20 protein-coding genes are annotated in these 21948 nt (G+C 67.1%); 16 read left to right on the top strand and 4 right to left on the bottom strand.

Annotation, left to right across the window (positions count from 1 at the left end):
• The first annotated feature begins 66 nt into the window (after positions 1-66).
• The 12 genes from ACZYSP_RS05925 to ACZYSP_RS05870 all read left to right on the top strand — a co-directional run bounded on the left by ACZYSP_RS05925 (position 67) and on the right by ACZYSP_RS05870 (position 13107).
• Positions 67-990: a shikimate dehydrogenase family protein gene (locus tag ACZYSP_RS05925; RefSeq protein WP_093051775.1), complete on the top strand. Its 924-nt coding sequence runs from the start codon at positions 67-69 to the stop codon at positions 988-990.
• Positions 991-1018: 28 nt separating this feature from the next.
• Entirely contained in the window at positions 1019-1852 is an 834-nt protein-coding gene (locus tag ACZYSP_RS05920; protein WP_093081498.1) for a shikimate dehydrogenase family protein, read from the top strand.
• A gap of 16 nt (positions 1853-1868) precedes the next feature.
• The gene (gene pcaB, locus ACZYSP_RS05915) at positions 1869-3080 is read left to right on the top strand and encodes a 3-carboxy-cis,cis-muconate cycloisomerase (protein ID WP_093050537.1); all 1212 of its coding nucleotides are present in this window, start codon (positions 1869-1871) and stop codon (positions 3078-3080) included.
• Positions 3077-3499 carry a carboxymuconolactone decarboxylase family protein gene (locus ACZYSP_RS05910; RefSeq protein ID WP_093081496.1) on the top strand — a complete coding sequence of 141 codons (423 nt, stop codon included), beginning with the start codon at positions 3077-3079 and terminating at the stop codon, positions 3497-3499. The genes pcaB and ACZYSP_RS05910 overlap by 4 nt, the downstream gene beginning before the upstream one ends.
• Positions 3496-4722 carry a multidrug effflux MFS transporter gene (locus ACZYSP_RS05905; RefSeq protein WP_093081493.1) on the top strand — a complete coding sequence of 409 codons (1227 nt, stop codon included), beginning with the start codon at positions 3496-3498 and terminating at the stop codon, positions 4720-4722. Before ACZYSP_RS05910 ends, ACZYSP_RS05905 begins: the two co-directional genes overlap by 4 nt.
• Positions 4719-5483, top strand: a complete 765-nt coding sequence (locus ACZYSP_RS05900; RefSeq protein WP_093081490.1) for an alpha/beta fold hydrolase — start codon at positions 4719-4721, stop codon at positions 5481-5483. The genes ACZYSP_RS05905 and ACZYSP_RS05900 overlap by 4 nt, the downstream gene beginning before the upstream one ends.
• A gap of 134 nt (positions 5484-5617) precedes the next feature.
• Complete coding sequence (locus tag ACZYSP_RS05895) at positions 5618-7486, top strand: bifunctional sugar phosphate isomerase/epimerase/4-hydroxyphenylpyruvate dioxygenase family protein (RefSeq protein WP_093081488.1); 1869 nt, start codon at positions 5618-5620, stop codon at positions 7484-7486.
• Positions 7487-7538: 52 nt separating this feature from the next.
• Positions 7539-8948 (top strand): MFS transporter, encoded by a 1410-nt coding sequence (locus ACZYSP_RS05890; protein ID WP_093050522.1) that lies wholly within the window; start codon positions 7539-7541, stop codon positions 8946-8948.
• Between the two features lie 46 nt (positions 8949-8994).
• Positions 8995-9681 (top strand): DsbA family oxidoreductase, encoded by a 687-nt coding sequence (locus ACZYSP_RS05885; protein WP_093081485.1) that lies wholly within the window; start codon positions 8995-8997, stop codon positions 9679-9681.
• A gap of 123 nt (positions 9682-9804) precedes the next feature.
• Positions 9805-10275, top strand: a complete 471-nt coding sequence (locus ACZYSP_RS05880; RefSeq protein WP_093081482.1) for a hypothetical protein — start codon at positions 9805-9807, stop codon at positions 10273-10275.
• Entirely contained in the window at positions 10275-11873 is a 1599-nt protein-coding gene (locus ACZYSP_RS05875; protein WP_093081480.1) for a DUF1800 domain-containing protein, read from the top strand. Before ACZYSP_RS05880 ends, ACZYSP_RS05875 begins: the two co-directional genes overlap by 1 nt.
• A 22-nt stretch (positions 11874-11895) precedes the next feature.
• Positions 11896-13107, top strand: coding sequence for a DUF1501 domain-containing protein (locus ACZYSP_RS05870; RefSeq protein ID WP_093050516.1), 1212 nt, complete (start codon positions 11896-11898; stop codon positions 13105-13107).
• Between the two features lie 4 nt (positions 13108-13111).
• On the opposite strand, the gene ACZYSP_RS05865 is transcribed toward ACZYSP_RS05870, so the two are convergent.
• Entirely contained in the window at positions 13112-14449 is a 1338-nt protein-coding gene (locus tag ACZYSP_RS05865) for a rhamnan synthesis F family protein (protein ID WP_143062633.1), read from the bottom strand.
• A 97-nt stretch (positions 14450-14546) separates the two neighbouring features.
• Between ACZYSP_RS05865 and ACZYSP_RS05860 the strand changes: the two genes are divergently transcribed.
• Positions 14547-16172: a methyltransferase domain-containing protein gene (locus ACZYSP_RS05860; RefSeq protein WP_093081474.1), complete on the top strand. Its 1626-nt coding sequence runs from the start codon at positions 14547-14549 to the stop codon at positions 16170-16172.
• Here the strand turns inward: ACZYSP_RS05860 and ACZYSP_RS05855 are convergent.
• Positions 16157-17092 carry a methyltransferase domain-containing protein gene (locus ACZYSP_RS05855; RefSeq protein WP_218149791.1) on the bottom strand — a complete coding sequence of 312 codons (936 nt, stop codon included), beginning with the start codon at positions 17090-17092 and terminating at the stop codon, positions 16157-16159. The two genes, ACZYSP_RS05860 and ACZYSP_RS05855, sit on opposite strands and share 16 nt — an antisense overlap.
• Before the next feature lie 63 nt (positions 17093-17155).
• On the bottom strand, positions 17156-17983 hold the full coding sequence (locus tag ACZYSP_RS05850; RefSeq protein WP_093050513.1) for an HDOD domain-containing protein: 828 nt from the start codon (positions 17981-17983) through the stop codon (positions 17156-17158).
• Positions 17984-18104: 121 nt separating this feature from the next.
• Here ACZYSP_RS05850 and ACZYSP_RS05845 point away from each other — a divergent pair, with 121 nt between their 5' ends.
• The 3 genes from ACZYSP_RS05845 to ACZYSP_RS05835 all read left to right on the top strand — a co-directional run bounded on the left by ACZYSP_RS05845 (position 18105) and on the right by ACZYSP_RS05835 (position 20982).
• Positions 18105-18848: a tRNA-uridine aminocarboxypropyltransferase gene (locus ACZYSP_RS05845; RefSeq protein WP_093050510.1), complete on the top strand. Its 744-nt coding sequence runs from the start codon at positions 18105-18107 to the stop codon at positions 18846-18848.
• A gap of 181 nt (positions 18849-19029) precedes the next feature.
• Complete coding sequence (locus tag ACZYSP_RS05840) at positions 19030-20415, top strand: NHL repeat-containing protein (protein ID WP_354338197.1); 1386 nt, start codon at positions 19030-19032, stop codon at positions 20413-20415.
• Positions 20416-20538: 123 nt separating this feature from the next.
• A complete protein-coding gene (locus ACZYSP_RS05835) occupies positions 20539-20982 on the top strand; it encodes a cupin domain-containing protein (RefSeq protein ID WP_093050504.1) in 444 nt (147 codons plus the stop codon).
• On the opposite strand, the gene ACZYSP_RS05830 is transcribed toward ACZYSP_RS05835, so the two are convergent.
• On the bottom strand, positions 20966-21904 hold the full coding sequence (locus tag ACZYSP_RS05830) for a LysR family transcriptional regulator (RefSeq protein WP_354338198.1): 939 nt from the start codon (positions 21902-21904) through the stop codon (positions 20966-20968). The two genes, ACZYSP_RS05835 and ACZYSP_RS05830, sit on opposite strands and share 17 nt — an antisense overlap.
• Positions 21905-21948 lie beyond the last annotated feature (44 nt).

Below are 21948 nucleotides of genomic sequence, written 5' to 3'. Positions count from 1 at the left end.
GGCGAAGCGACTATAAAGCTCGGCATCCGCCCTCGAAAAGAGCGATTGACGAACGGAAGCACGCACATGAGCCATTCCATCCGCGGCAGCACCCAGGCTTACCTGATCCCCGGCGACCCGGTTCGCAATGTGCGGCTGCCCCGCATGTTCAACGCCGCCTTCGAGCGTTTCGGCATCGACGCTGTGCTGCTCCCCATGCAGGTGCCGGTGCGCGACTTCGCGGTGTTCTTCAAATCGGCCTTTCTCGCGCGCAACGTGCGCGGCATGGTGATCGCGCCGCCGCACAAGCCGCTGGTGGTCGACCTGCTCGATGGCTGCGGCCTCTTCGGTCGCGTGGCCGGCTCGGTCAACGTGGTGCGCCGCACCGAGGGCGACCAGCTCGAAGGCGACCTGTTCGACGGCGAAGGCCTGATCGGCGCGCTCGACCACTACAACATTCCCTTCCGCGGCAAGCGGGTGCTGATCCTCGGCGCGGGCGTGAGCGCCGCAGCCATCGGCGTTGCGCTGGCCGAAGGCGGCACGGTGAACGGCGCGGAGTACATCGCGTTCTATGACAGCGCCGCAGGCAAGGCGGCCGGTGTGGCAGCCAAGCTCAACGCCTTCTTCGACGCGACTGTGGTCTCGGCCGACAGCAACGCGCCCGAAGGCTATGACCTCGTCATCAACGCCACGCAACTCGGGCTGGTCGAGGGCGACGCATTGCCCCTCGACGTGTCGCGCATGGACGGCCATGCGGCACTGTTCGACATTCTTCTGCGCAACCAGCCCACGCCGCTGGTGCAGGCAGCCCGTGCGCGCGGGCTCAATGCGCAGGCGGGCTTCGAGATGCTCATCCAGCAGATGCCGCACTACTTCCGCTACTTCGGCCATCTCGACGCGGCCGCCGCGATGCAGGCCGACGCCGACTTCCTGCGCGAAATCATCTATCCGCCGGCAATGCACGCCGAAATTGCGCAGCCCTTGCGTTACCACTCGCCCAGCGTCGCCTGAGCCCCGATTTTTCAAAGAAACAACCGACATGATTTCCGGCAAGACCACGCTCATCGCCCACATCGGCTATCCCACCGAGGCCTTCAAGGCCCCGATGATCTACAACCCCTGGTTCGACAAGCACGGCATCGACGCTGTGGTGGTTCCGATGGGCGTGAAGCCCGAGGACTACGCGGCCTCGCTGCCGCAGATCTTCAGGTTCAGCAACCTGCGCGGCGCGCTGGTGACCATGCCGCACAAGGTCACGACCATGTCGCTGGTCGACGAGGTGACGCCCACGGCGCGCGTCGCGGGCGCCTGCAACGCCATCCTCAAGCGGCCCGACGGCACGCTGCTGGGCGACCAGTTCGACGGCGCGGGCTTCGTGCGCGGCGTGGAGCGCAAGGGGCGCCTGTTCAAGGGCACGCGCGTGCTGGTGTCGGGCACGGGTGGCGTTGGCTCGGCCATTGCCGCATCGATTGCCGCCGCCGGAGCCGCCGAGCTGATGCTGTTCGACATGAGCGAGGCCTCGGCCGGCGCATTGGCCGCGCGGCTGCGCGAGCACTATCCGCAAATGAAGGTGGTCACGGGGTCGAAAGACCCGGCCGGCTACGACGTGGTCGTCAACGCCACGCCGCTCGGCATGAAGGAGGGCGACCCGCTGCCCTTCGACGTGGACCGCATCGACCCCGGCACTTTCGTCGGCGAGGTGGTCATGAAGACCGAATACACGCCGCTGCTGCAGGCCGCCAAGGCCAAGGGCTGCCAGGTGCAGGTCGGCACCGACATGCTGTTCGAGATGATCCCTGCCTACCTCGAGTTCTTCGGATTCGGCACAGCCTCCCCGGAGGAATTGCGTGCCGTGGCCCAATTGAAATACTGAAAGGCCAGGTCATCGCATGAGTATTTTTGAAGGCTTCCTCTCTACATCCGAAACGCTCGGCGCCTTCAGCGACCGCGCCTTCGTCGACGCCATGCTGCGCTTCGAAGCGGCACTCGCGCGCGCGCAGGTTGCCGAAGGACTGATCCCCGAGAGCGCTGCGCATTCGATCGTCAGCAGTTGCAAGGTCGAGCTGTTCGATGTTGCCAAGATCGTGCGCGAGAGCGGCCGCGCGGGCAGCGTCGCGATTCCGCTGGTGAAGGCGCTGCGCGAAGCCGTCGGCCTCTTCAATGCCGACGCCGCGCCCTTCGTGCACTTCGGCAGCACCAGCCAGGACGTGATCGATAGCGCAATGGCGCTGGTCACGCGCGAAGCGGTCGCGCTCATCGAGACCGATCTTGCCAAGGCCGCCGACGCGCTGCTGCGCCTGGCCGTCACGCACGCCGAAACGCCGATGCTCGCGCGCACGCTGATGCAGCCGGCCTCGGTCACCAGCTTCGGCTTCAAGTGCGCGGGCTGGGCGGCGCCGCTGGTGCGCAGCCGCATCCGGCTGCGCGATGCCGCGAAGCACGCGCTGCAATTGCAGCTGGGCGGCGCCGTCGGCACGCTGGCGCAGATGAAGGGGCAGGGCGCTGCCGTGCGCAAGCGCATGGCCAAGGAGCTTGGCCTGGGCGACCCCGGCGCAACGTGGCACACGCAGCGCGACGAATGGGTGGCGCTCGGCTGCGAGCTGGGCCTTATCACCGGCAGCCTCGGAAAGATCGCGGTCGACATCGCGCTTCTCGGGCAGTACGAAGTGGCCGAAGTCGCGGAGCCCAGCGAGCCGGGCCGCGGTGGTTCGTCGGCAATGCCGCACAAGCGCAACCCGGTGGCTTCGATGGTCGCCATCGCCGCCGCGCACCGTGCGCCGCAGCGCGTGGCCGCATTGCTTGGCGCCATGCCGCAACAGCACGAACGTGCCCTCGGCGCCTGGCAGGCCGAACTGGCCGAATGGCCGCAGCTGCTGATGTCGGCGCACGGCAGCGTGCGCGCAATGGCAGGCGCATTGCCCGGCCTGCAGGTCGACGCCGCGCGCATGCGCGCCAACATCGACCGGCTGCGCGCCGAACTCCCTCGCGACGCGGCCGACGAATGGTTCGACCCCGCGCTCGCTCACAACGCCGGACAGACAGCCCTCGCCGAGGTGAAGGCGCTGCAGGCCCGGCTCACAGACAAGGAACTTGCCCAATGACCGCCCCCGAAACCCCGGCCAACGACTACGAAGCCGGCCTCGTCAACCGCCGCCGCGTGCTCGGCGATGCCTGGGTCGACAAGTCGCTCGCCAACCGCAACGGCTTCAACGCCGAGTTCCAGGAACTCATCACACGCCACGCGTGGAACGACATCTGGGGCCGCCCCGCACTGGGCGACAAGACGCGCCGCTACATGGTGCTGTCGATGATGCTGGGCATCCATGCGTATGAAGAGTTCGCCATGCACGTGCGTGCCGCGCTCGACGGCCCGCCCGAGTCGCGCCTCACGCCGGACGACATCAAGGAAGTGATCATGATGGCCGCCATCTACTGCGGCGTGCCGGTGGCCAACCACGCCTTCGGCATCGCGACCGGCATCCTGCGCGAAAAAGGCCTGCTGCCTGCGTCGCCCCAGTGACCGCGCCGGTCGCCCGCAAGAAGGGCCGGTTCGACGTCACTTTCACCTTGCTGCTGCCGCTGCTGCTGGCGGCGCAGCCGGTGGCCACCGACAGTTATTTGCCCGCGCTTCCCGCCATTGCGAAGGAGCTCGGTTCGGCCAGCACCAGCCTCACGCTGTTCGTGCTGGCCTTCGGCTTTGCGCAGTTGCTGTGCGGCCCGCTGGCCGATCGCTTCGGTCGCAGGCCGGTGCTGCTGGCGGGGCTCGGCTGCTACGCCATTGCCGCGCTGGGCGGCGCGTTCGCAGGCAGCGTGGCGCTGCTCGCGGGCTGGCGCACGCTGCAGGGCTTTTCGATGGCGGCGATTCTCGTGTGCTCGCGCGCGGCGGTGCGCGACCTGTATCCGGCGCACGAAGGCCCGCACGTCATGGCGCGCGGCCTCACCGGGCTGGGCGTGGTCGGCCTGATGGCGCCGCTGCTTGGCGCGTGGCTGGTGCAGGGCACGGGCTGGCGCTGGGTGATGGTCGCGATGGCGGTCTATGCCTCGCTGCTGTTCGCGCTGTGCTGGCGCTCGTTCGGCGAAACGCGCAAGCCGATGCTGGGCGAGGGGGAGTCGTCCGCGCCGCGCGGCAGCACGCGCGCGGTGTTCGCGAGCCGGTCTTTCCGCGCCTGGGCCTCGGTGGCAGCGACGACCTACGGCGGGCTGTTCTGCTTTCTGCTGCTGTCGCCGATGGTCTACATCGGCTATCTGGGCTGGTCGCCCGCGTGGTACGGCTGGATCCCGGCTGGCGGCTCGCTGGTCTACATCTTCAGCACCACCATGTGCCGCACGCTGTTGCGGCGCTACGGGCCGGTGCGCACCGTGCGGCTCGGTGCTTCATTGAGCCTGACCGGCGCCGTCATCCAGGCGCTCGGCTGCTGGCTGATGCCGCTGAGCGCCGTGCCGCTGCTGTTCGGCCACGCCGTGTACTGCCTCGGCCATGGCATCCACCAGCCTTGCGGGCAGGCGGGCGCGGTGGGCGACTTGCCGCATCTGGCGGGCCGGGCCGTGTCCTGGTCGGGCTTCGGCATGATGATGGTCGCGTTCTGCGTGGGGCAACTGGCCGCGCGATTTGTCGATGCCGATTTTTCCAATGGCGCCTGGCCGATGGTCGTGCCGATGCTGCTGGCCGGCTGCGTGCTGATGGCCATCGCGTTCCTCTGGCTGCCGCGTCTTCAACACCCGAAAAAGGAAACCACACCATGACCCGTTTGAATGTCGTTCGCGAGGGCGAGGGCCCGATCGTCGTGCTCAGCCATGCGCTCGGTTGCGACCTGAGCATGTGGGACGGCGTGGCCGCGCAGCTCTCGCGCGCCCACACGGTGCTGCGCTACGACCACCGCAACCACGGCGCGTCGGAGGTGGTGCCCGGCGCGCTGCGCGTCGAGACGCTGGCACAGGACGTGGCCGAGCTCATCCAGCGCGAGGCGGATGGCGAGCCCGTGCATTTCGTCGGCCTGTCGATGGGCGGCATGACCGCGCAGGCACTGGCGGTGCGGCACCCCGAGCTGCTGAAGACGATGGTGATCGCCAATTCGGCCGCTTACTACCCCGACCAGGCCCTCTGGCGTGCACGCGCCGAGACGGTGGCTGCCAAGGGTGTGGCCGCCATCGCCCCTGGCGCCGTGGCACGCTGGCTCACACCGGCCTACGTGGGCACGCCCGAAGGCGCAGTCGCCGCGAAGGCGCTGCACGACGTGCTGGTGCGCACCGAAGCGCAGGGCTACATCGAGAGCTGCAATGCCGTCGCGGCCATCGATTTCCGCGAGAGCAACCATCGCATTGCAGTGCCCACGCTGGTGATCGGCGGGCTGCAGGACGAGGCCACGCCAATGGCCATGTCGCAGGCCATGGTGGGTGCCATTCCAGGCGCGCGCCTGGCCACCATTGACGCCGCGCACCTGAGCGCGGTCGAACGGCCGGTGGAGTTCACACAGCTGCTGATCGATTTCTGGCGCAGCCTTTGAGGGTTGCTGGCCGGGCAGCCGGCCTAGGTGTATCCCGTATTTCGTGCGAATAATGCACGTATGTGATCGATGATCGATCAAAAGCTCGCTGAATAGATTGTGGCGGGGCCCGGGTGTTCCTAAAGTCCACCCCCATGCATCGCTCCATTGCCACCGTCTCGCTCAGCGGCACGCTCCGCCAGAAGCTCGAAGCCGTCGCCGCCGCCGGTTTCGACGGCATCGAGCTGTTCGAGGCCGACTTCATCAACTTCAAGGGCACGGCCGCCGAACTGCGCCGCATCACGGCGGACCTGGGCCTGACCATCGACCTGTACCAGCCGTTCCGTGATTTCGAAGGCATGCCCGAGCCGCAGTTCCGCCGCAGCCTCGAGCGCGCCGAGCGCAAGTTCGACCTGATGGAGGCCATGGGCGCGCCGATGGTGCTGTGCTGCTCCAACACTTCGCCGCTGTCGGTGAACGATCCAGCTCTGGCCGCCGCGCAACTGCACGAACTGGCCGAGCGCGCTGCGCGCCGCAACCTGCGCGTGGGTTTCGAGGCACTCGCCTGGGGCCGCCACACCTCGCTGTACGGCCAGGCCTGGAACATCGTGAAGCAGGCGAACCACGCGCACCTGGGCCTGATCCTCGACAGCTTCCACACGCTGTCGCTGAAGGACGATCCGGCCGGCATCGCCAGCATTCCGGGCGACAAGATCTTCTTTCTGCAGATGGCCGACGCGCCGCTGCTGTCGATGGACGTGCTGCAGTGGGCGCGCCACCATCGTTCGTTTCCGGGACAGGGCGACTTCGACGTGGTCGGCTTCTTCGAGCAGGTGCTGCGCGCGGGCTACACCGGGCCGCTGTCGCTGGAGATCTTCAACGACATCTTTCGCGAGACGCCGAACCGCCGCACTGCGGTGGATGCGATGCGCTCGCTGCTGTACCTCGAAAGCGAAGCGCGCCAGCGGCTGGACGACGTCGAGCCCGTGCAGCTGTTCAGCCCACCGCCGGTGCCGGCGCTCTCCGGCCTGTCGTTCATCGAGTTCGCGGCCGACGAGGCATCTGCAGCAACGCTGTCCACGCTGGTGAAGCAACTCGGCTTCCGCCGCATCGGCAAGCACCGCTCGAAGGCCGTGACGCTGTATCGCCAGGGCGAGATCAACCTGATCGTCAACGCGCAGCCTGATTCGTTTGCGCGCGGCCGCTTCGAGGCGCACGGCACCTCGGTGTGCGCTCTGGGCGTGCGCTGCGACGATCCCCTCGCGGCCGTGGGCCGAGCCACCGCCATGCGTTCGCAGCGGCACGACAGCCCGGTCGGCCCCAACGAACTGCGCGTGCCGGCCATCGTTGCGCCGGGCGGCAACCTGATTCATTTCGTGCCCGAAGCGCTGGGCGCCAACGGCTTGTACGAAGCCGACTTCATTCTCGAAGACGACGGTGCCGGCGCGAACGACGCAGGCCTGCAGCGCATCGACCACGTGGCTCTTGGCCTGGCGCTAGACCAGCTCGACACCTGGGTGCTGTTCACGCGCGCCGTGCTCGGCCTGGAACCCGGCGAGAGCCTGGAGCTTGCCGACCCCTTCGGCCTGATCCGCAGCCGCGGCGTTGCCAACACCGACCGCAGCCTGCGCCTGGTGCTCAACGTGTCGCTGAGCCAGCGCACCCGCACCGCGCGCACGCTGAGCGTGACTGGCGGTGGCGCGGTGCATCACATTGCGCTGAGCTGTGCCGACATCTTCGAGACGGCCGCCAAGCTGCGCGCCAACGGCACGCGCTTCGTGCCCATCTCCGACAACTACTACGACGACCTGGCCACGCGCATCGACATCGCGCCCGAACTGCTGGCGCGCATGCGCGAAGCAGGCGTGCTGTTCGATCGTTCGCCGGCCGGCGACTACCTGCATATCTATACCGAGAGTTTCGAGGGCGGACTGTTTTTCGAGGTCGCACAGCGCGTGGGCAACTACGACGCCTACGGTGCCCTCAACGCACCGGCGCGCATGGCTTCGCAGGCGCAGGATTGACCGATCGACCGACTGATTGATTTCTTTTTTTCGTCAACACTGGAGACAACACATGGCAACCAACACAGCCCATGAGCCGCAAGGCAGGCACCAGTCGAAGAAGGCCGCCGCAAGCGGCTGGATCGGCTCGGCGCTGGAGTACTACGACTTCTTCATCTACGCCACCGCGGCGGCGCTGATCTTTCCGCAGATCTTCTTCCCGAAGGGCGACCCGACGACGGCCATCGTCGCCTCGCTCGCGACCTACGGCGTGGGTTATGTCGCGCGTCCCATCGGCGCCTTCGTGCTCGGCCACTGGGGCGACACGCACGGGCGCAAGCAGGTGCTGGTGCTTTGCATGTTCCTGATGGGCTTTTCGACCGTGGCCGTCGGCCTGCTGCCGACCTATGACCAGGTCGGCCTGCTGGCTCCGGTGCTGCTGGTTCTGCTGCGCCTCATCCAGGGCTTTGCAGTGGCCGGCGAAATCTCGGGCGCGAGCTCGATGATTCTCGAGCACGCACCGTTCGGGCGTCGCGGCTTCTTCGCGAGCTTCACGCTGCAGGGTGTGCAGGCCGGCCAGATTCTGGCGGCTGCCGTGTTCTTGCCGCTGGCGCACTACATGCCCGAGGAGGCCTTCAACTCGTGGGGCTGGCGCATTCCCTTCCTGCTGAGCTTCCTGGTCATCGTGGCGGGCTACATCATCCGCCGCGAGGTCGACGAGACGCCGGCTTTTGCTGAAGTGGACAAGAAGGGCGAAGTGGCCAAGGCACCGATCATCCAGGCCTTCACCGACAGCTGGGCCGACATGCTGCGCGTGGTCTGCATGGCGCTGATGAACGTCATTCCGGTGGTGGCCACAGTGTTCGGCGCGGCCTATGCCGTGCAGGCGGCCTACGGCATCGGATTCCAGAAAGACGTGTACCTGTGGATTCCGGTGCTCGGCAACATCCTGGCCGTGATCGTGATCCCGTTCGTGGGCAACCTCTCGGACCGCATCGGCCGCCGCCCGCCGATCATCGTCGGTGCGCTGCTCTCGGGGCTGCTGTCCTTCGTGTACCTGTATGCCATCAGCATCCGCAACGTGCAGCTGGCCATCGTCATGTCGCTGCTGATGTGGGGCATCGTGTACCAGGGCTACAACGCGACCTTCCCGAGCTTCTATCCGGAGTTGTTCCGCACCCGCAACCGCGTCTCGGCCATGGCCATCTCGCAGAACATCGGCACCACCTTCACCGCACTGCTGCCCGCTCTGTTCGCCGCCGTGGCGCCTCCCGGCTCGACCAACGTGTGGTTCACCGTGGGTGCCATCACCTTCGCGGTGACGGTGCTGGCGGCCCTGGCCGCACTGAGTGCACGGGAAACCTACCGCATCCGGATGAACGACCTCGGCAAGCCCGATGCGGTGCCGGTCGACAAGCAGGAGTACGACCGCATGCGCGAGAAGACGCTGCAGGACGCGCGCCTGGCCAAGGCCGCGGCCTGAAAACCTTTCGTGCACCAAGGGTTGTGGCGCCGTGAAGAATGGCGCCATGACTACCCCTACCTCTTCCCACCTCAAGATCGACTTCGTCTCCGATGTGTCCTGTCCCTGGTGCGCCATCGGCCTGAGTTCGCTCGAGGCGGCGCTCAGGAAGGTGGCCCCCGAGGTCACCGCGGAGCTGCACTTCCAGCCCTTCGAGCTGAACCCGCAGATGCCGCCCGAAGGCCAGGACACCTTCGAGCACCTGAACCAGAAGTACGGCTCCACGCGCGAGCAGCAGGCGCAGTCGCGCGAAATGATCCGCCAGCGCGGCGCGGCAGTGGGCTTCGAATTCAGCCCCGGAGGCCGCCCGCGTGTCTACAACACCTTCAACGCACATCGCCTGCTGCACTGGGCCGAGCTGGAAAGCCCGTCCAAGCAGGCGGCGCTGAAGAAGCTGCTGCTGAAGGCCTACTTCACCGACAGTCAGAACCCATCGGACTCCGAAGTGCTGGTGCGCGCGGCGACCGAAGCCGGGCTCGACGCAGCCCGTGCCCGCGAGATCCTGAACAGCGACGAGTTCGCACAGGAAACCCGCGAACGCGAGCGCATGTACACCGATGCCGGCATCCACTCGGTGCCCGCGATCATCATCAACGACCAGCACCTCATTTCGGGTGGCCAGCCCGTCGAGGTGTTCGAGCGCGCCCTGCGGCAGATTGCCGGCGCTGCACCTTCCAGCCTGTCCGTAGCCTGACTTAGCTGGCGCTTAGGCGCCGTCTTTGCGCGGCGTTACGAGGGTAAAGAGCGTCAACGCGGAGCGGGTCCCGATGGTTGAGGATGCGTCCTCGATTCGCCATCACTCCCAGGAGCTCCGAAGATGAAGAAGAAAAGCCTAATCGCCGCACTCGCCCTCATGGCTGCGGCTTCGTTGCCCGCATTGGCCGACGAATACGGCAGGCACCCGTTCTACCTCCACGCCTTGTCCGACCTGCAAACGGCCGCCTGGAAGGTGGAGCATCGCCGCCCCGAAGACGGGCAGATCTCGCGCGACGAGCAGGTGGTGGTCGACGAGATCCATGCTGCCATCGGCGATCTCCAGCACGCTGCATGGCTGGACGGCAAGCCCCTCGAATGGCGCGAGCCCACCGATGCGTGGCTGCCGCGCGAAGGCCGCCTGCATGCCGCGGTCGACCTGCTGCGCAAGGTGCGCTCCGATGTGGCGCGCGAAGAAGACGACCCGCGCTCGCGGCCGTTCCAGCAACGCGGCCTGGCGCACGTCGACGTCGCGCTCAACACCGCACAGCACGCCATCGGCGACGTGCGCCATCACGACATGCGCAGGGAGTGATGGCGGTGCCGGCCGCCGCCTCGTTGTTCTCCATGCGCCGCGCGTCGACGGCGCTCGGTGCGTGTGCGCTGGCCTTGCTTGCGGCCTGCGCAAGTGCACCGGGCGACCAGCGGCCGGTGGTGTCGGTATCGTTGCCCTCCGCACCGATCAATGACGCCGCCCGACTGCGCTGGCTAGACCGCGTGAGCTGGGGCGCGAACGCGAGCAGCGACGCGCAGCTTGCGAAGCGCGGCCTGTCGCTGTGGATGCGCGACCAGCTCAACCCGCGCCCCGCGCCGCTGCCGCCTGCGGCGCAGGCGCAGATCGATGCGATGAGCATTTCGCGCACGCCGCTCGACCAGCTCGTCACCGAACTCGACGCACAGCGCAAGGCGTCCGATGCGCTACCCGACGAAGACCAGAAGAAAGCCGCGCGACAGGCCTACCAGCAGCGGCTCAACGACCTGGCACGCGAAGCACAACAACGCTTCGTGCTGCGCGCCCTGTATTCGCCCAACCAGCTGCAGGAGCAGATGACGTGGTTCTGGATGAACCACTTCAACGTCAACCTGCGCAAGGACAACATCCGCGCGATGGTGGGCGACTACGAAGAGAACGCGATTCGCCCGCATGCGCTCGGCAAGTTCCGCGACCTGCTCGGCGCCACGCTGCACCACCCGGCGATGCTGCGCTACCTAGACAACGCGCAGAACGCCGCCAACCGCATCAACGAGAACTACGCACGCGAGCTGATGGAGCTGCACACGCTGGGCGTGGGCGGCGGCTATTCGCAGGCCGACGTGCAGGAGCTGGCGCGCGTGCTCACCGGCGTTGGCGTGAGCAACCAGCCGTTCGATGCGCCGCCGCCGAACGTGCGGCCGGCCGTACGCGCCGACTACGTGCGCAAGGGCCTGTTCGAGTTCAACCCCAACCGGCACGACTACGGGCCGAAGACGCTGCTGGGTCAGCCCATCAAGAGCAGCGGCCTGGCCGAGGCCGACGAAGCGCTCGACCGCCTGGCGCGCGCGCCGGCCACCGCGCGCTTCATCTCGCGCAAGCTTGCCGTGTACTTCGTCTCCGACGACCCTCCGCAGGCATTGGTCGACCGCATGGCTTCTGCCTTCACCCGCAGCGACGGCGACATCGCCATCACGCTGAAGGCGCTGTTCGAGTCGCCCGAGTTCGCCGCCTCACTGGGCCGCAAGTTCCGCGACCCGGTGCACTACGTGATGGCCGGCGTGCGGCTCGCCTACGACGACCGCGTGGTGATGAACGTGAACCCGATGCTCAACTGGATCAACCGCATGGGCGAACAGCTGTACGGCCACGAAACGCCCGACGGCTATCCGCTCAACGAGGCAGCCTGGGCCAGCGCTGGGCAGATGAACACGCGCTTCGAGATCGCGCGTGCCATCGGTGCGAACGGCGCCGTGCTGTTCCGCACGGATGACAAGGCGCCGCTGGAAAAACCCGCGTTCCCGCAGTTGGCTGATTCACACGCGGTGCGCGCAATGCAGGTCGGCATGAGCGCGGACACGCGCGAGGCGCTGGCGCAGGCGAAGAACCCGCAGGAGTGGAACACCTTCCTGCTGGCGTCGCCGGAGTTGATGCGTCGTTGATCAAGAAGAAGGACACACCGTCATGCAACGTCGAGAACTCTTGAAGCTCATGGCCGCCGCCCCGTTCGCGGGCGCCGCCGGCCAACTGATGGCCGCGCCCGCGGCCGAAGGTGCCAAGCTGCTGGTCGTGTTCCTGCGCGGCGCGTACGACTGCAGCAACCTGCTCGTGCCAACGAGCAGCGACTTCTACTACGCCTCGCGCCCCAACATCGCCATCGCGCGCCCCGGCACGCCCAACGGCGCGCTGCCGCTCGACGGCAACTGGGGCCTGCACCCCGCGTTGGCACAGAGCGTGATGCCGATGTTCCAGCAGAAGCAGGCCTCCTTCATCGCCTTCGCGGGCACAGACGACCTCACGCGCAGCCACTTCGAAACGCAGGACTCCATCGAGCTAGGCCAGGCGCTCGACAAGCGCCGCGACTACCGCTCGGGCTTTCTCAACCGGCTGGCCGGCGTACTCGGCGCGGGGCCCGTTACCGACGTGTCGCCCATCGCCTTCACCGACCAGTTGCCCATCTCGATGCGCGGCAGCGCCAAGGCCGCCAACATGGCGATCGCGGGTAACGCACGTTCGGGCATCGACGCACGGCAGAGCCAGATCATTACGAGCATGTACCGCAACACCGCGCTGGCCCAGCCGGTGGCCGAGGGCTTCCAGGTGCGCGACGAGGTAACGCGGGCGGTGCAGGCCGAGATGGACGCCGCCAGCCGCAACGCCATGACCGCCAAGGGCTTCGAGCTGGTGGCGCGCCGCATGGCGCTGCTGATGCGCGACCGCTTCGACCTGGGCTTCGTCGATGTCGGCGGCTGGGACACCCATGTGGGGCAGGGCGGCGCCACCGGCTACCTTGCCAACCGTTTCGAAGAACTGGGCCGCGGCGTCGCCGGCTTCGCACAGGAGATGGGCGACGACGCGTGGCACCAGACCGTGGTGGTCGTCATCAGCGAGTTCGGCCGCACCTTCCGCGAGAACGGCAACCGCGGCACCGACCACGGACACGGCACCGTCTACTGGGTGCTCGGCGGCGGCCTCTCGGCGCAGGCCGGCGGGCGCGTCGTGGGCGAGCAGCAGGCGCTGACGCAGGCCACGCTGTTCCAGAACCGCGACTATCCGGTGCTCAATGAGTACCGGGCGGTGTTCGGGGGGCTGTTCAAGCGGATGTATGGGTTGTCGCCCGCGCAGCTTGCGCGGGTGTTCGACGGGGTGGCGCCGAAAGATCTGCAGCTGGTCTAGTTACTCAAAGCATGCCGTTGCGAAACAGCATCCCGCGCCAGCGGCCCAGCTGCATGTCGAGACGGCCGCGGTTGATGAGGTCGCGCAGCAGGCGTTGGCGGGTCGGTGCGGGCACGTTGTCCAGGATATCGGCGCAGTCATGCTCGCGATACAGGCCGCGCGAGAACAGGTCGCGCTTGACCACCGGGCAGCCCAACAGGCGATAGAAGAGTCCGAAGCCGAAGTGCAGCTGGCTGCCGTTGGTCACGTGCTCCAGGATGTGGTCGATCAGTAGCTGGCGCGACAGCCGCTGTGCGCTCTGTGCCATGCCTTCCGATGCGCTCGTCTTCGGCGTCGCGCGCACTGCAGGCGTCTCCCGGTTCAGCAAGGCGACGCGTCCGTCCGCGTCGCGCAGGCTGCGCATGGCACCGAGGGTCGGCGTACCTGCGGGCCGCTGGCCGGCGGCCGGCGCATCGTGCGCGGCAGCGCTGCCTTCAAGCGCGCCGGCGTTCAGGATCATTCCGCGCGCGCTGATCGACTGGCCCAGCACGTCCATCAGCGCGTGCCGGCGAAAGCCGAAAGGCAGCCATCGCATGGCGTCCACCACTTCGTGCAGCGGCATGCTGCCGAGCTTGCGGGCGAGCCGCGTCACGTCGTAGACCACGTCGATCGAGCAGCTCAGGTCCTTGAGTACGCCGGTCAACCCCAGCTCTCCGGCATGGATCGTGTGCTTGCGCAGGTCGTAGGGTATGTAGTCCTGCCAGAACTGGCGGAACTTTGGGTGCGTGAAGGCGGCACCGCTCACGGACAGGGCATAGGAGCCCACGTGATGCTGGTACTGGTTCTCGCCCAGGCCGACCACGTCGAACTCGCTGAAGATGAATTCGGCCACCAGGCGGTCGAGCTCGGTGCCCTCGATGTAGAGCAGGCTGTCGTTGAAGTACATCATGCGCTCTGGCTTCACGCCCTGCGACAGCAGGCTCAGCGTGGCGGCGCGGTAGGCGCCGAAGTCGCGCCCGATATTGCGCCGGACCATCACCCGGTGCACCCGCTGCGAGAGCGCGCGAAGCTCCTCGGGCGGCACTTCGCCGTTGCACACGAGCACGGTGTTCACCTGCGCGCGCCGCAATGCGTCCAGCAGCACATGCAGGTTGGCGGATTCGCCGTGGCCCGCGTACTTGACCACGATCGCGTACATGTCGCCATGCGCCGGTACGACGATCTCGTCGGATTCGAAGCGTGGCTGGCGCTCGCCGCGCACTTCGCGCTGCTGCCGCAGCTTCGAGCCGGCGGTGTAGAACCAGAGAACGATCTGGACGATGCGGCGACGCGCGAAGGACAGCAATGAGTGAATCGTTCGCATGAAGTCTCCGGACACCGTTAGTAAAAGCGGGCCCTTCTCGGCCACACTGCGGGTCTTATACATCCTGCAACGCCATGCGCACAGCCGTGCTTTACCCATGAACTTCCGCGACCACATCCGTTCCCACATCGCGTCCGGTGAACGGGCCCTCGAGTTCGGCGCCTCCTACTCACCGATCCTGCGCAAGTCCGCCGGCTTCAACGTGTCGGTGGTCGACCACGCGAGCGCGGATGAACTGCGGCGCAAATACGCGGACGATCCGAGCGTGGACATCTCGATGATCGAGGAGGTGGATGCCATCGACGACGGCGCCGAGCTCGACGTGCTGCTGCCCCAGGGGGAGCGCTTCGAGCACATCGTGGCAAGCCACGTGTTCGAGCACCTGACCGACCCGGTTCATTTTCTGCAGCGCTGCGAGCGAGCGCTGTCGGACACCGGCCGCCTGTATCTGCTGATCCCTGATCGCCGCTACACCTTCGACTACTTCCGCCCGGTCTCGACCACCGGCCAGGTGCTGCAGGCCTTCGTCGACGGACGCCGTCGGCACGGCGTGGGCGCGCTGTACGACCAGGCCGCCTACAGCGCCACGCGCAGCGGCGCGGCGGTGTGGGGCCCCGGCTGGCAGGGCCCCTTCGGCATTGCCGGCGTCGCACACGCAGGCTACGAAAACGCGTTGGGTGCCGACCCCTCCGTCTACCGCGACTGCCATGCCTGGGTGTTCACCGCCTCCAGCTTCCGGCTGATCATGCAGGAGCTGCGCGAGCTCGGGCTGGTCGCGCTGGGCGAGACCTTCTTCCATGACTGCATAGGCTGCGAGTTCCTGATGGTGCTGCAGCGCGGGGCACGCGGCAGCGGCCAGGACCGGCTGGCCCTGGCGCAACAGGCAATGCGCGAGAACATCGAGCATGACGGCGGCGCGTCCGGCCAGGCCGCTTACGAGCTGCGTTCGCCACACCCTCAGAACGCACTGGACCTGATGCGCGGCAGCTGGGTCGGCAGCCTGCCGCCCGCGCTCGGCCTGAGCGCCGGTACGCGCAGCGATCTCTGGGACGACGCGCGCATTCGGTGGCTGGCAGACACGCTCGGCGGGCTGCAGGGCCGCGATGTGCTCGAACTGGGTCCGCTGGAGGCCGCACACACCGCCGCCTTGCTGCAGGCCGGGGCGCGCTCGGTGCTTGCGATCGAGGCCAACCGGCAGGCCTTTCTCAAGTGCCTGATCGTCAAGGAACTGTGCGGCCTGCGCGACGCCTCCTTCCTGCTGGGCGACTTCATGGGCTTCTTCGCAAACGATGCGCGGCGTTGGCCGTTGATAGTCGCCAGCGGGGTGCTCTACCACATGGCCGATCCGCTCCAGCTGCTGCAGGCGCTGGCTGAGCGCACGGACACCCTGTTCCTCTGGACCCACGTGATCGACGATGCCGCGATGCCGCAGGGCGATACCCGCCGCGACCTGGTCGCCGGGGTGGAGAACGTTGCCTGGCGCGGGCGCGCCCTGCGCTACCACCGCCGCGTGCCCTATGGCCCAGGCCAGCAGGACGACCCGATCTTCTGCGGCGGACTCGTCCATGCACCGGCCTGGATGGAGCGCGACGCGCTGCTGCAGGTGCTGGGCATGCTCGGTTTCAACGACCTGCGCATCGCGCATGAGCAGCCCGACCACCCCGCCGGGCCCGCTCTGTCGATCCTCGCGCGGCGCCGCGTCGCGGCTCAGACCACCGGGTAGCGGTCGTCGCTGATCTGGCGTGGATCCACTGGCCAGTCGACCGTGCTGGGCCCTGTCTTGCGAAAGAGCACGCCGGAAGTCAGCATGCCCGGCAGCTCGCGGAAGGCCGTGTCCGGCATCAGGTGCTGCGCGACGATGTACCCCGGCATGTCGTGCTGCGCCTCGATGATCTCGAAGCCGGTGGCGGCATTGAAGAGCGCCTGCCACGCATGGCGCGAGAAGCGGAAGTAGTCGCACGGCTCCTCGTGCAGGCTCCAGGTCTGCGGCGCGAGAATGGCGCCGATGCCGCCGGTGCGCATCACGCGGTTGATTTCCACCGCCGCCTTCCAGGGCATCATCAGATGCTCGAACACCACATGCGACATCACTGCGTCGAAGCCTTCCACCGGCAGGAAGCTGCTGGCCAGGTGGATGTCGCCCACCACGTCCACGTTCGGCCCCGGCACCACGTCCATGCCGGTGTAGCGCCAGCCCTCGGGCAGCCATTCGCGCCGCGTCACGCCCACCCGCGCGCGCGAACCTACTTCCAGCAGATGCCCCGGCGGCCGCTCGCAGACCATCGATTTGAAGCGATCGAACAGCGCCGTTACCCGGTTCTTGCTGCCAAGGGAGCCGGGCTCTTCGATCAGGTGCTCGCTCCCGTCGCTCAGCCGGATGCGCAGGCGCGCGGACATCAACGGGGCCGGATCTTCACCCACCACCAGTGTCTCGTCGAAGCGGCAGGCCACCGCGACACGCCCGTGGCGCCCCGCCAGGTCCACGCTCGGCAACCGGATGCGCTCCAGGGCTGCGATCTGCCCGTCGCCCAACAGCAATTCGATGGTGCGCACCTCGGCGCTGCGCGAGAAGGCATGGCCTGCCAGTCGCAATACGCCCTGAAAGTGCGAGAAGCGGTCGATGCCGAAGTGGAAGTCGTTCATGGGCGCGGATGTTCGCATGGTCCGCGTGCCGCGGCCATCCGGGCCGCCCATGTCTTCCTTCCGTCAGGCGATCATCGACTCGAGGTCCGCAGCAAGCTCACGCGGCGCCGGCATTTCCTGGACCATGTCCTCGGTGATACCGACGGCCAGCGCCGACTGGCTCGGCCAGAAGCCGCCGATATTGCTCAGGTCCACGCCCTGGCGCTCCAGTGCCACGCGCCACACGGCCAGATGAAGAATGCCGCCGAGCGCATCGGCATGTTCCGACTTTGCCGGGCTCACGAAGCTCGAAAGCCCACCGACGAGGTCGGGAGCGAAGCCCCAGCGCTGCGCCAGGGATGCACTCACATCGCCGTAGTGGTAGCCGAACTCGACGAGCTCGAGCTGCGCTCGCCCCAGCGCGTCCAAGGGGTGGACGGCATTCAGCGCGGCCATGCGATCGGGCATTGCCTGCGCCATGATCAGGTGGCCGATGGCATGCATGCTGCCCGCGGTGAACGCCAGGTTGGGGTCGACGTGCCGGGTCTTCGAAGCCAGATACCTCGAGACCGACGCCACGCGCAGGCTGTGGGCCCAGAAGGCTGGAAGGTTGACTCCGTCCACCTTCCGGAAGGCGCCTGACAAACCCGAACTCACCACGAATGACCGGATGGCGGAGAGCCCGAGCATCAGGATCGCGCCCTGGATCGAGGAAATCTTTCGCCGGAGCCCGAAGAACGGCGAGTTGACCATCTGCAGCACCCTGGCCGCGAGCACCTGGTCAAGCTCGATCCGATGCGCGATGGCCGCGAAAGGCACGTCGTCGTCGCGCAGCATCTCAATCAGGTCGGACACCACCTTCGGCACGGTGGGGAGCGACTCGTCATTGGCAAAGAGTTCGTCGAGTGTCATGGCGTTATGGGTGTATTGCCTTTGTATGCAATGGATTTTCCTCCAGTGCAGGGCCTGCCAGAGCCTCTATCGGCGCGAATGTGTAATTTCTACGGATTCCGGTGGGACCGAGAATCGGCGCATGCCCCACGCCGTCTCCCTCCTTCGCGCCGCCCGCCTGGCGCGAAGCGCCAAGCCCTTTCTCGCCCGTGGTGGCTTCAAGCGCGAGCGCTGCGCGGGCTGCCGCCTGGTGCCCAGCCATTGCATGTGCGCCGTGCGCCCTTCGGTGGCAACGCGCGCGGGGGTGTGCCTGCTCATGGCCGACATCGAGCCGCTCAAGCCCACCAACACCGGTTGGCTGGTCGCCGACGTGGTGGCCGATACCTTCGCCTTCGGCTGGGCCCGTACCGAAACCGATCCCGCGCTGCTGGCACTGCTGAACGACCCGCAATGGCAACCCTACGTGGTGTTCCCGGGGCAGTACGCGGCGCCCGAGCGCGTGGTTCTGACCGTTCCGTCGCCTGACCAGGCCAGCAGCGGCACCGCGAAACGCCCGCTCTTCATCCTGTTCGATGCGACATGGGCCGAGGCACGCAAGATGTTTCGCAGGAGCCCCTACCTCGACCGGCTGCCGGTGTTGAGCCTGCAGCCGGAGCAGATCACGCAGTACAAGCTGCGCAACTCCGGCCGCGACGACCATTTCTGCACCAGCGAGGTGGCCGCGATGTGCATGAACCTGGCAGGCGAGCATGCCGCCGAACAGACGCTGGATGCCTACCTGGTGGTGTTCACGCACCACTATCTGAGCGCGAAGAACCAGCAGCCCGTGGCGTGGGATGGTGCAGCGCATCAGCGCCTGCGCGAAGTGTCCGCCTCGCGGCCCTGAAGACTCTGCCCGCCGCGGCGCCGCGCGGGCGCAGCCGTGCCTCGCTCCGCCATCTACCTAGTTCCGGTGATGGCGAAGAAACAAATAGTTAACAAAAATCAACGATCTGAAACCGCCGGTAGCACTTCGACCGGAGCGCGGGTTTCTCTTCGTGAATCGACAAAACCAAAGAGGGCAGTGGATGTTTTCCAGTCAAGTGAGTTTTTACGGGCGCTGCGGTGCCGTGGCCAGTGCGATCGTGTTGCTGGCTTCCTGCGGCGGTGGGGGTGGCGGCGGCTCGGGCTTCGTGCCGATCGTCGCGCCGGCGCAACCCCAGACCCCCGTCGTCGTGACGCATACGGTCGGCGGCACCGTCACCGGCCTCACCGGCAGCCTGGTGCTCCAGAACAATGCGGGCGACGACCTGAAACTCACGGCCGACGGCAAGTTCACCTTTGCCACCGCGCTCACCGAAGGCTCGGCCTACGAGGTCAGCGTGCGCACCCAGCCCCTGTGGCAGTTCTGCACCGTGACCAAGGGCAGCGGCAAAGCCTCGGCCGACATCGGCGACGTGGCGGTCGCCTGCTCGGCGGCGGTGGCGCAGGTGTCCACGCTCGCTGGGTCCGGCACTACCGGCTCGGTCAATGGCAACGGTACCGCCGCATCGTTCTATCTCCCGTACAGCGTGGTCGTCGACAAGAGCGGCAACCTGCTCGTGTCGGATACGGCAACGAACCTTGTGCGGAAGATCTCGCCCGCTGGCGATGTCACGACATTTGCGGGCGGTGGCGGCAGCGGTACTTCGCAAAACGGCAACGGCACTGCAGCCTCGTTCTCGGGCCTGTCCGGTCTTGCGCTGGACTCCACGGGCAATGCCTATGCCGCGGAATTCGGCGGCAACCGCATCCGCAAGATCACGCCCGCGGCCGACGTGATCACGATCGCGGGCAGTGGGGCCATCGGGTCGCTCGATGGCCACGGCACCTCTGCCACGTTCAATACCCCTTCGTCGGTGGCCACGGACGCCAACGGCAACATCTACGTGCTCGAATTCATCGGCGCCGTTGTCCGAAAGATCACGCCTGCCGAGGACGTCACCACGCTGGCCGGCTCGGGCACTGCAGGCTTCGCCGACGGCACGGGGACTGCGGCATCTTTCGGGCAGGCCTACGGCATAGCGACTGACGCGGCCGGCAACATTTACGTTGCCGACAGCGGCAACAACCGGATCCGCAAGATCACGCCCGGCGGCGTGGTCATGCCGCTGGCCGGTTCGGGCCAGGTTGGCGCGACCGACGGGGCCGGCAGCTCGGCATCTTTCAGCAGGCCTGGCGGCCTGACGGTGGACAGCGACGGCAATGTCTACGTGGCCGACACAGGCAACAGCCTGCTGCGCAAGATCACGCCGGCAGGCGTGGTCTCCACGCTCGCTGGCCAGCCCGGTGTGCTGGGCGCGCAGAACGGCATCGGCGCGGCTGCCACGTTCAAGCAGCCTTACGGGGTGACGGTGGATGCTGCCGGCAATCTGTACGTGGCCGACACCTTCGGCAACCTGATCCGCAAGGTCACGCCGGTTCGCGCACCCTGAGGTCGTCGAAGACGCAGGGGCCACCGTCGGTAACGGAATGAAAAGGCTGCATCCGGAGCATCGGCATATGTCTCCTGGAGTGCGGGCGCGCAGAATCGCGCTCGCACTCCCGAGGACTTGACCATGACGATTCCGTACTTTGTCTTGACGCCCGACCGGCGTGAACTTCCTCTGAACGTGCTCGGCACGAAGGTGACGGTGCTGGCATCGAACGCGGCGACGCAAAGCTATGGCATCACCCTGCAGCGGGGTGACGAAGGAACCGGGCCGCCGCCGCACAGCCACGACTGGGACGAATCCTTCTACGTGCTCGGCGGCGAGGTCGAGTTTCTCTGCGATGGCGCCGCTCACATGTGCCGGCCCGGCACGCTCGTGCATGTACCGCGCGGCACGGTGCACGGCTTTCACTACGGCAAGGGTGGCGGGCAGATGCTCGAGATCACCGGGCAGAACGCGCTGGCCGCCCAGATGTTCGCCGCCGTCGACCACGAGATCCCGGCCGGGCCGCCCGATATTCCAAAACTGCTGGCGGTGCTCGAGCGCAACGGCGTTACCGTCGCGGCCTGACATCACCCCGGCCGTCGACGGGCGCGTGGCGCGCCATCAGCTCGACGACCCAATCGATGAACACCCGCAGCTTGGCGCTGACATGCCGGTTCGGCGGAAACGCCACGTACAAGGGCATCGGATCGAGTTGCCAGCCTTCGAACAGAGGCACCAACTCGCCGCTCGGCAGATGTGGTTCGGCCATGTAGTCCGGCAGCCAAAGCACCCCCATGCCCGCCAGCCCGGCCGCGAGGTAAGCGTTGCCGTCATCGACCGACAGCACATAGCGGCCTTGCACTTCGATGCTCTCGTCGCCGAGGCGCATGGCATACGGAAAGGTCTTGCCGCTGCGCGACCACAGGAAGCCCACGATGCGGTGATGCGTGTCTTCCAGCTCCCGCGGGTGTGAAGGCATGCCCGCGCGTTCCAGATAGCTCGGCGCCGCGTAAACCCCCAGCTGCAGGTTGCCCACGCGGCGCGCCATCAGCGACTGGTCGGTGAGCTCGCCGCCGCGCACAACGCAATCGACGTTCTCGCCGATCACGTCCACCATGCGATCGCTCACGCCCATGTCGAGCTGGATGTCGGGGTAGCGGGCGTGAAACGCCGGCATTGCCGGCACCAGGATCATGCGGGCCAGCGGGCTGGGCACATCCACCCGCAACCGTCCGCGGGGCAACGCCGAGGCGCTCGACAGACTGGTCTCCGCATCGTCCATGTCGGCCAGCAGGCGCACCACGCGCTCGTAGTAGGCCGCCCCGTCGGCCGTGACGTTCACCTTGCGCGTCGTGCGGTTGAGCAGCTTCACGCGCAGCCTTGCCTCCAGTTGCTGCACCAGCTGCGTCACGCTGGTCTTGCTCATGTGCAGTGTCTCGGCCGCCTTGGTGAAGCTGCCTGCTTCCACCACGCGGGCGAATGCCTGCATTGCGTCAAAACGATCCATGCCCGCTGTTCCTGTTGATCCGACGATTGTTTGGGTTCTGCAAA

The sequence above is a fragment of the Variovorax sp. F042 genome, from assembly GCF_057814215.1.
This window is presented reverse-complemented; position numbering and strand designations above follow the sequence as displayed.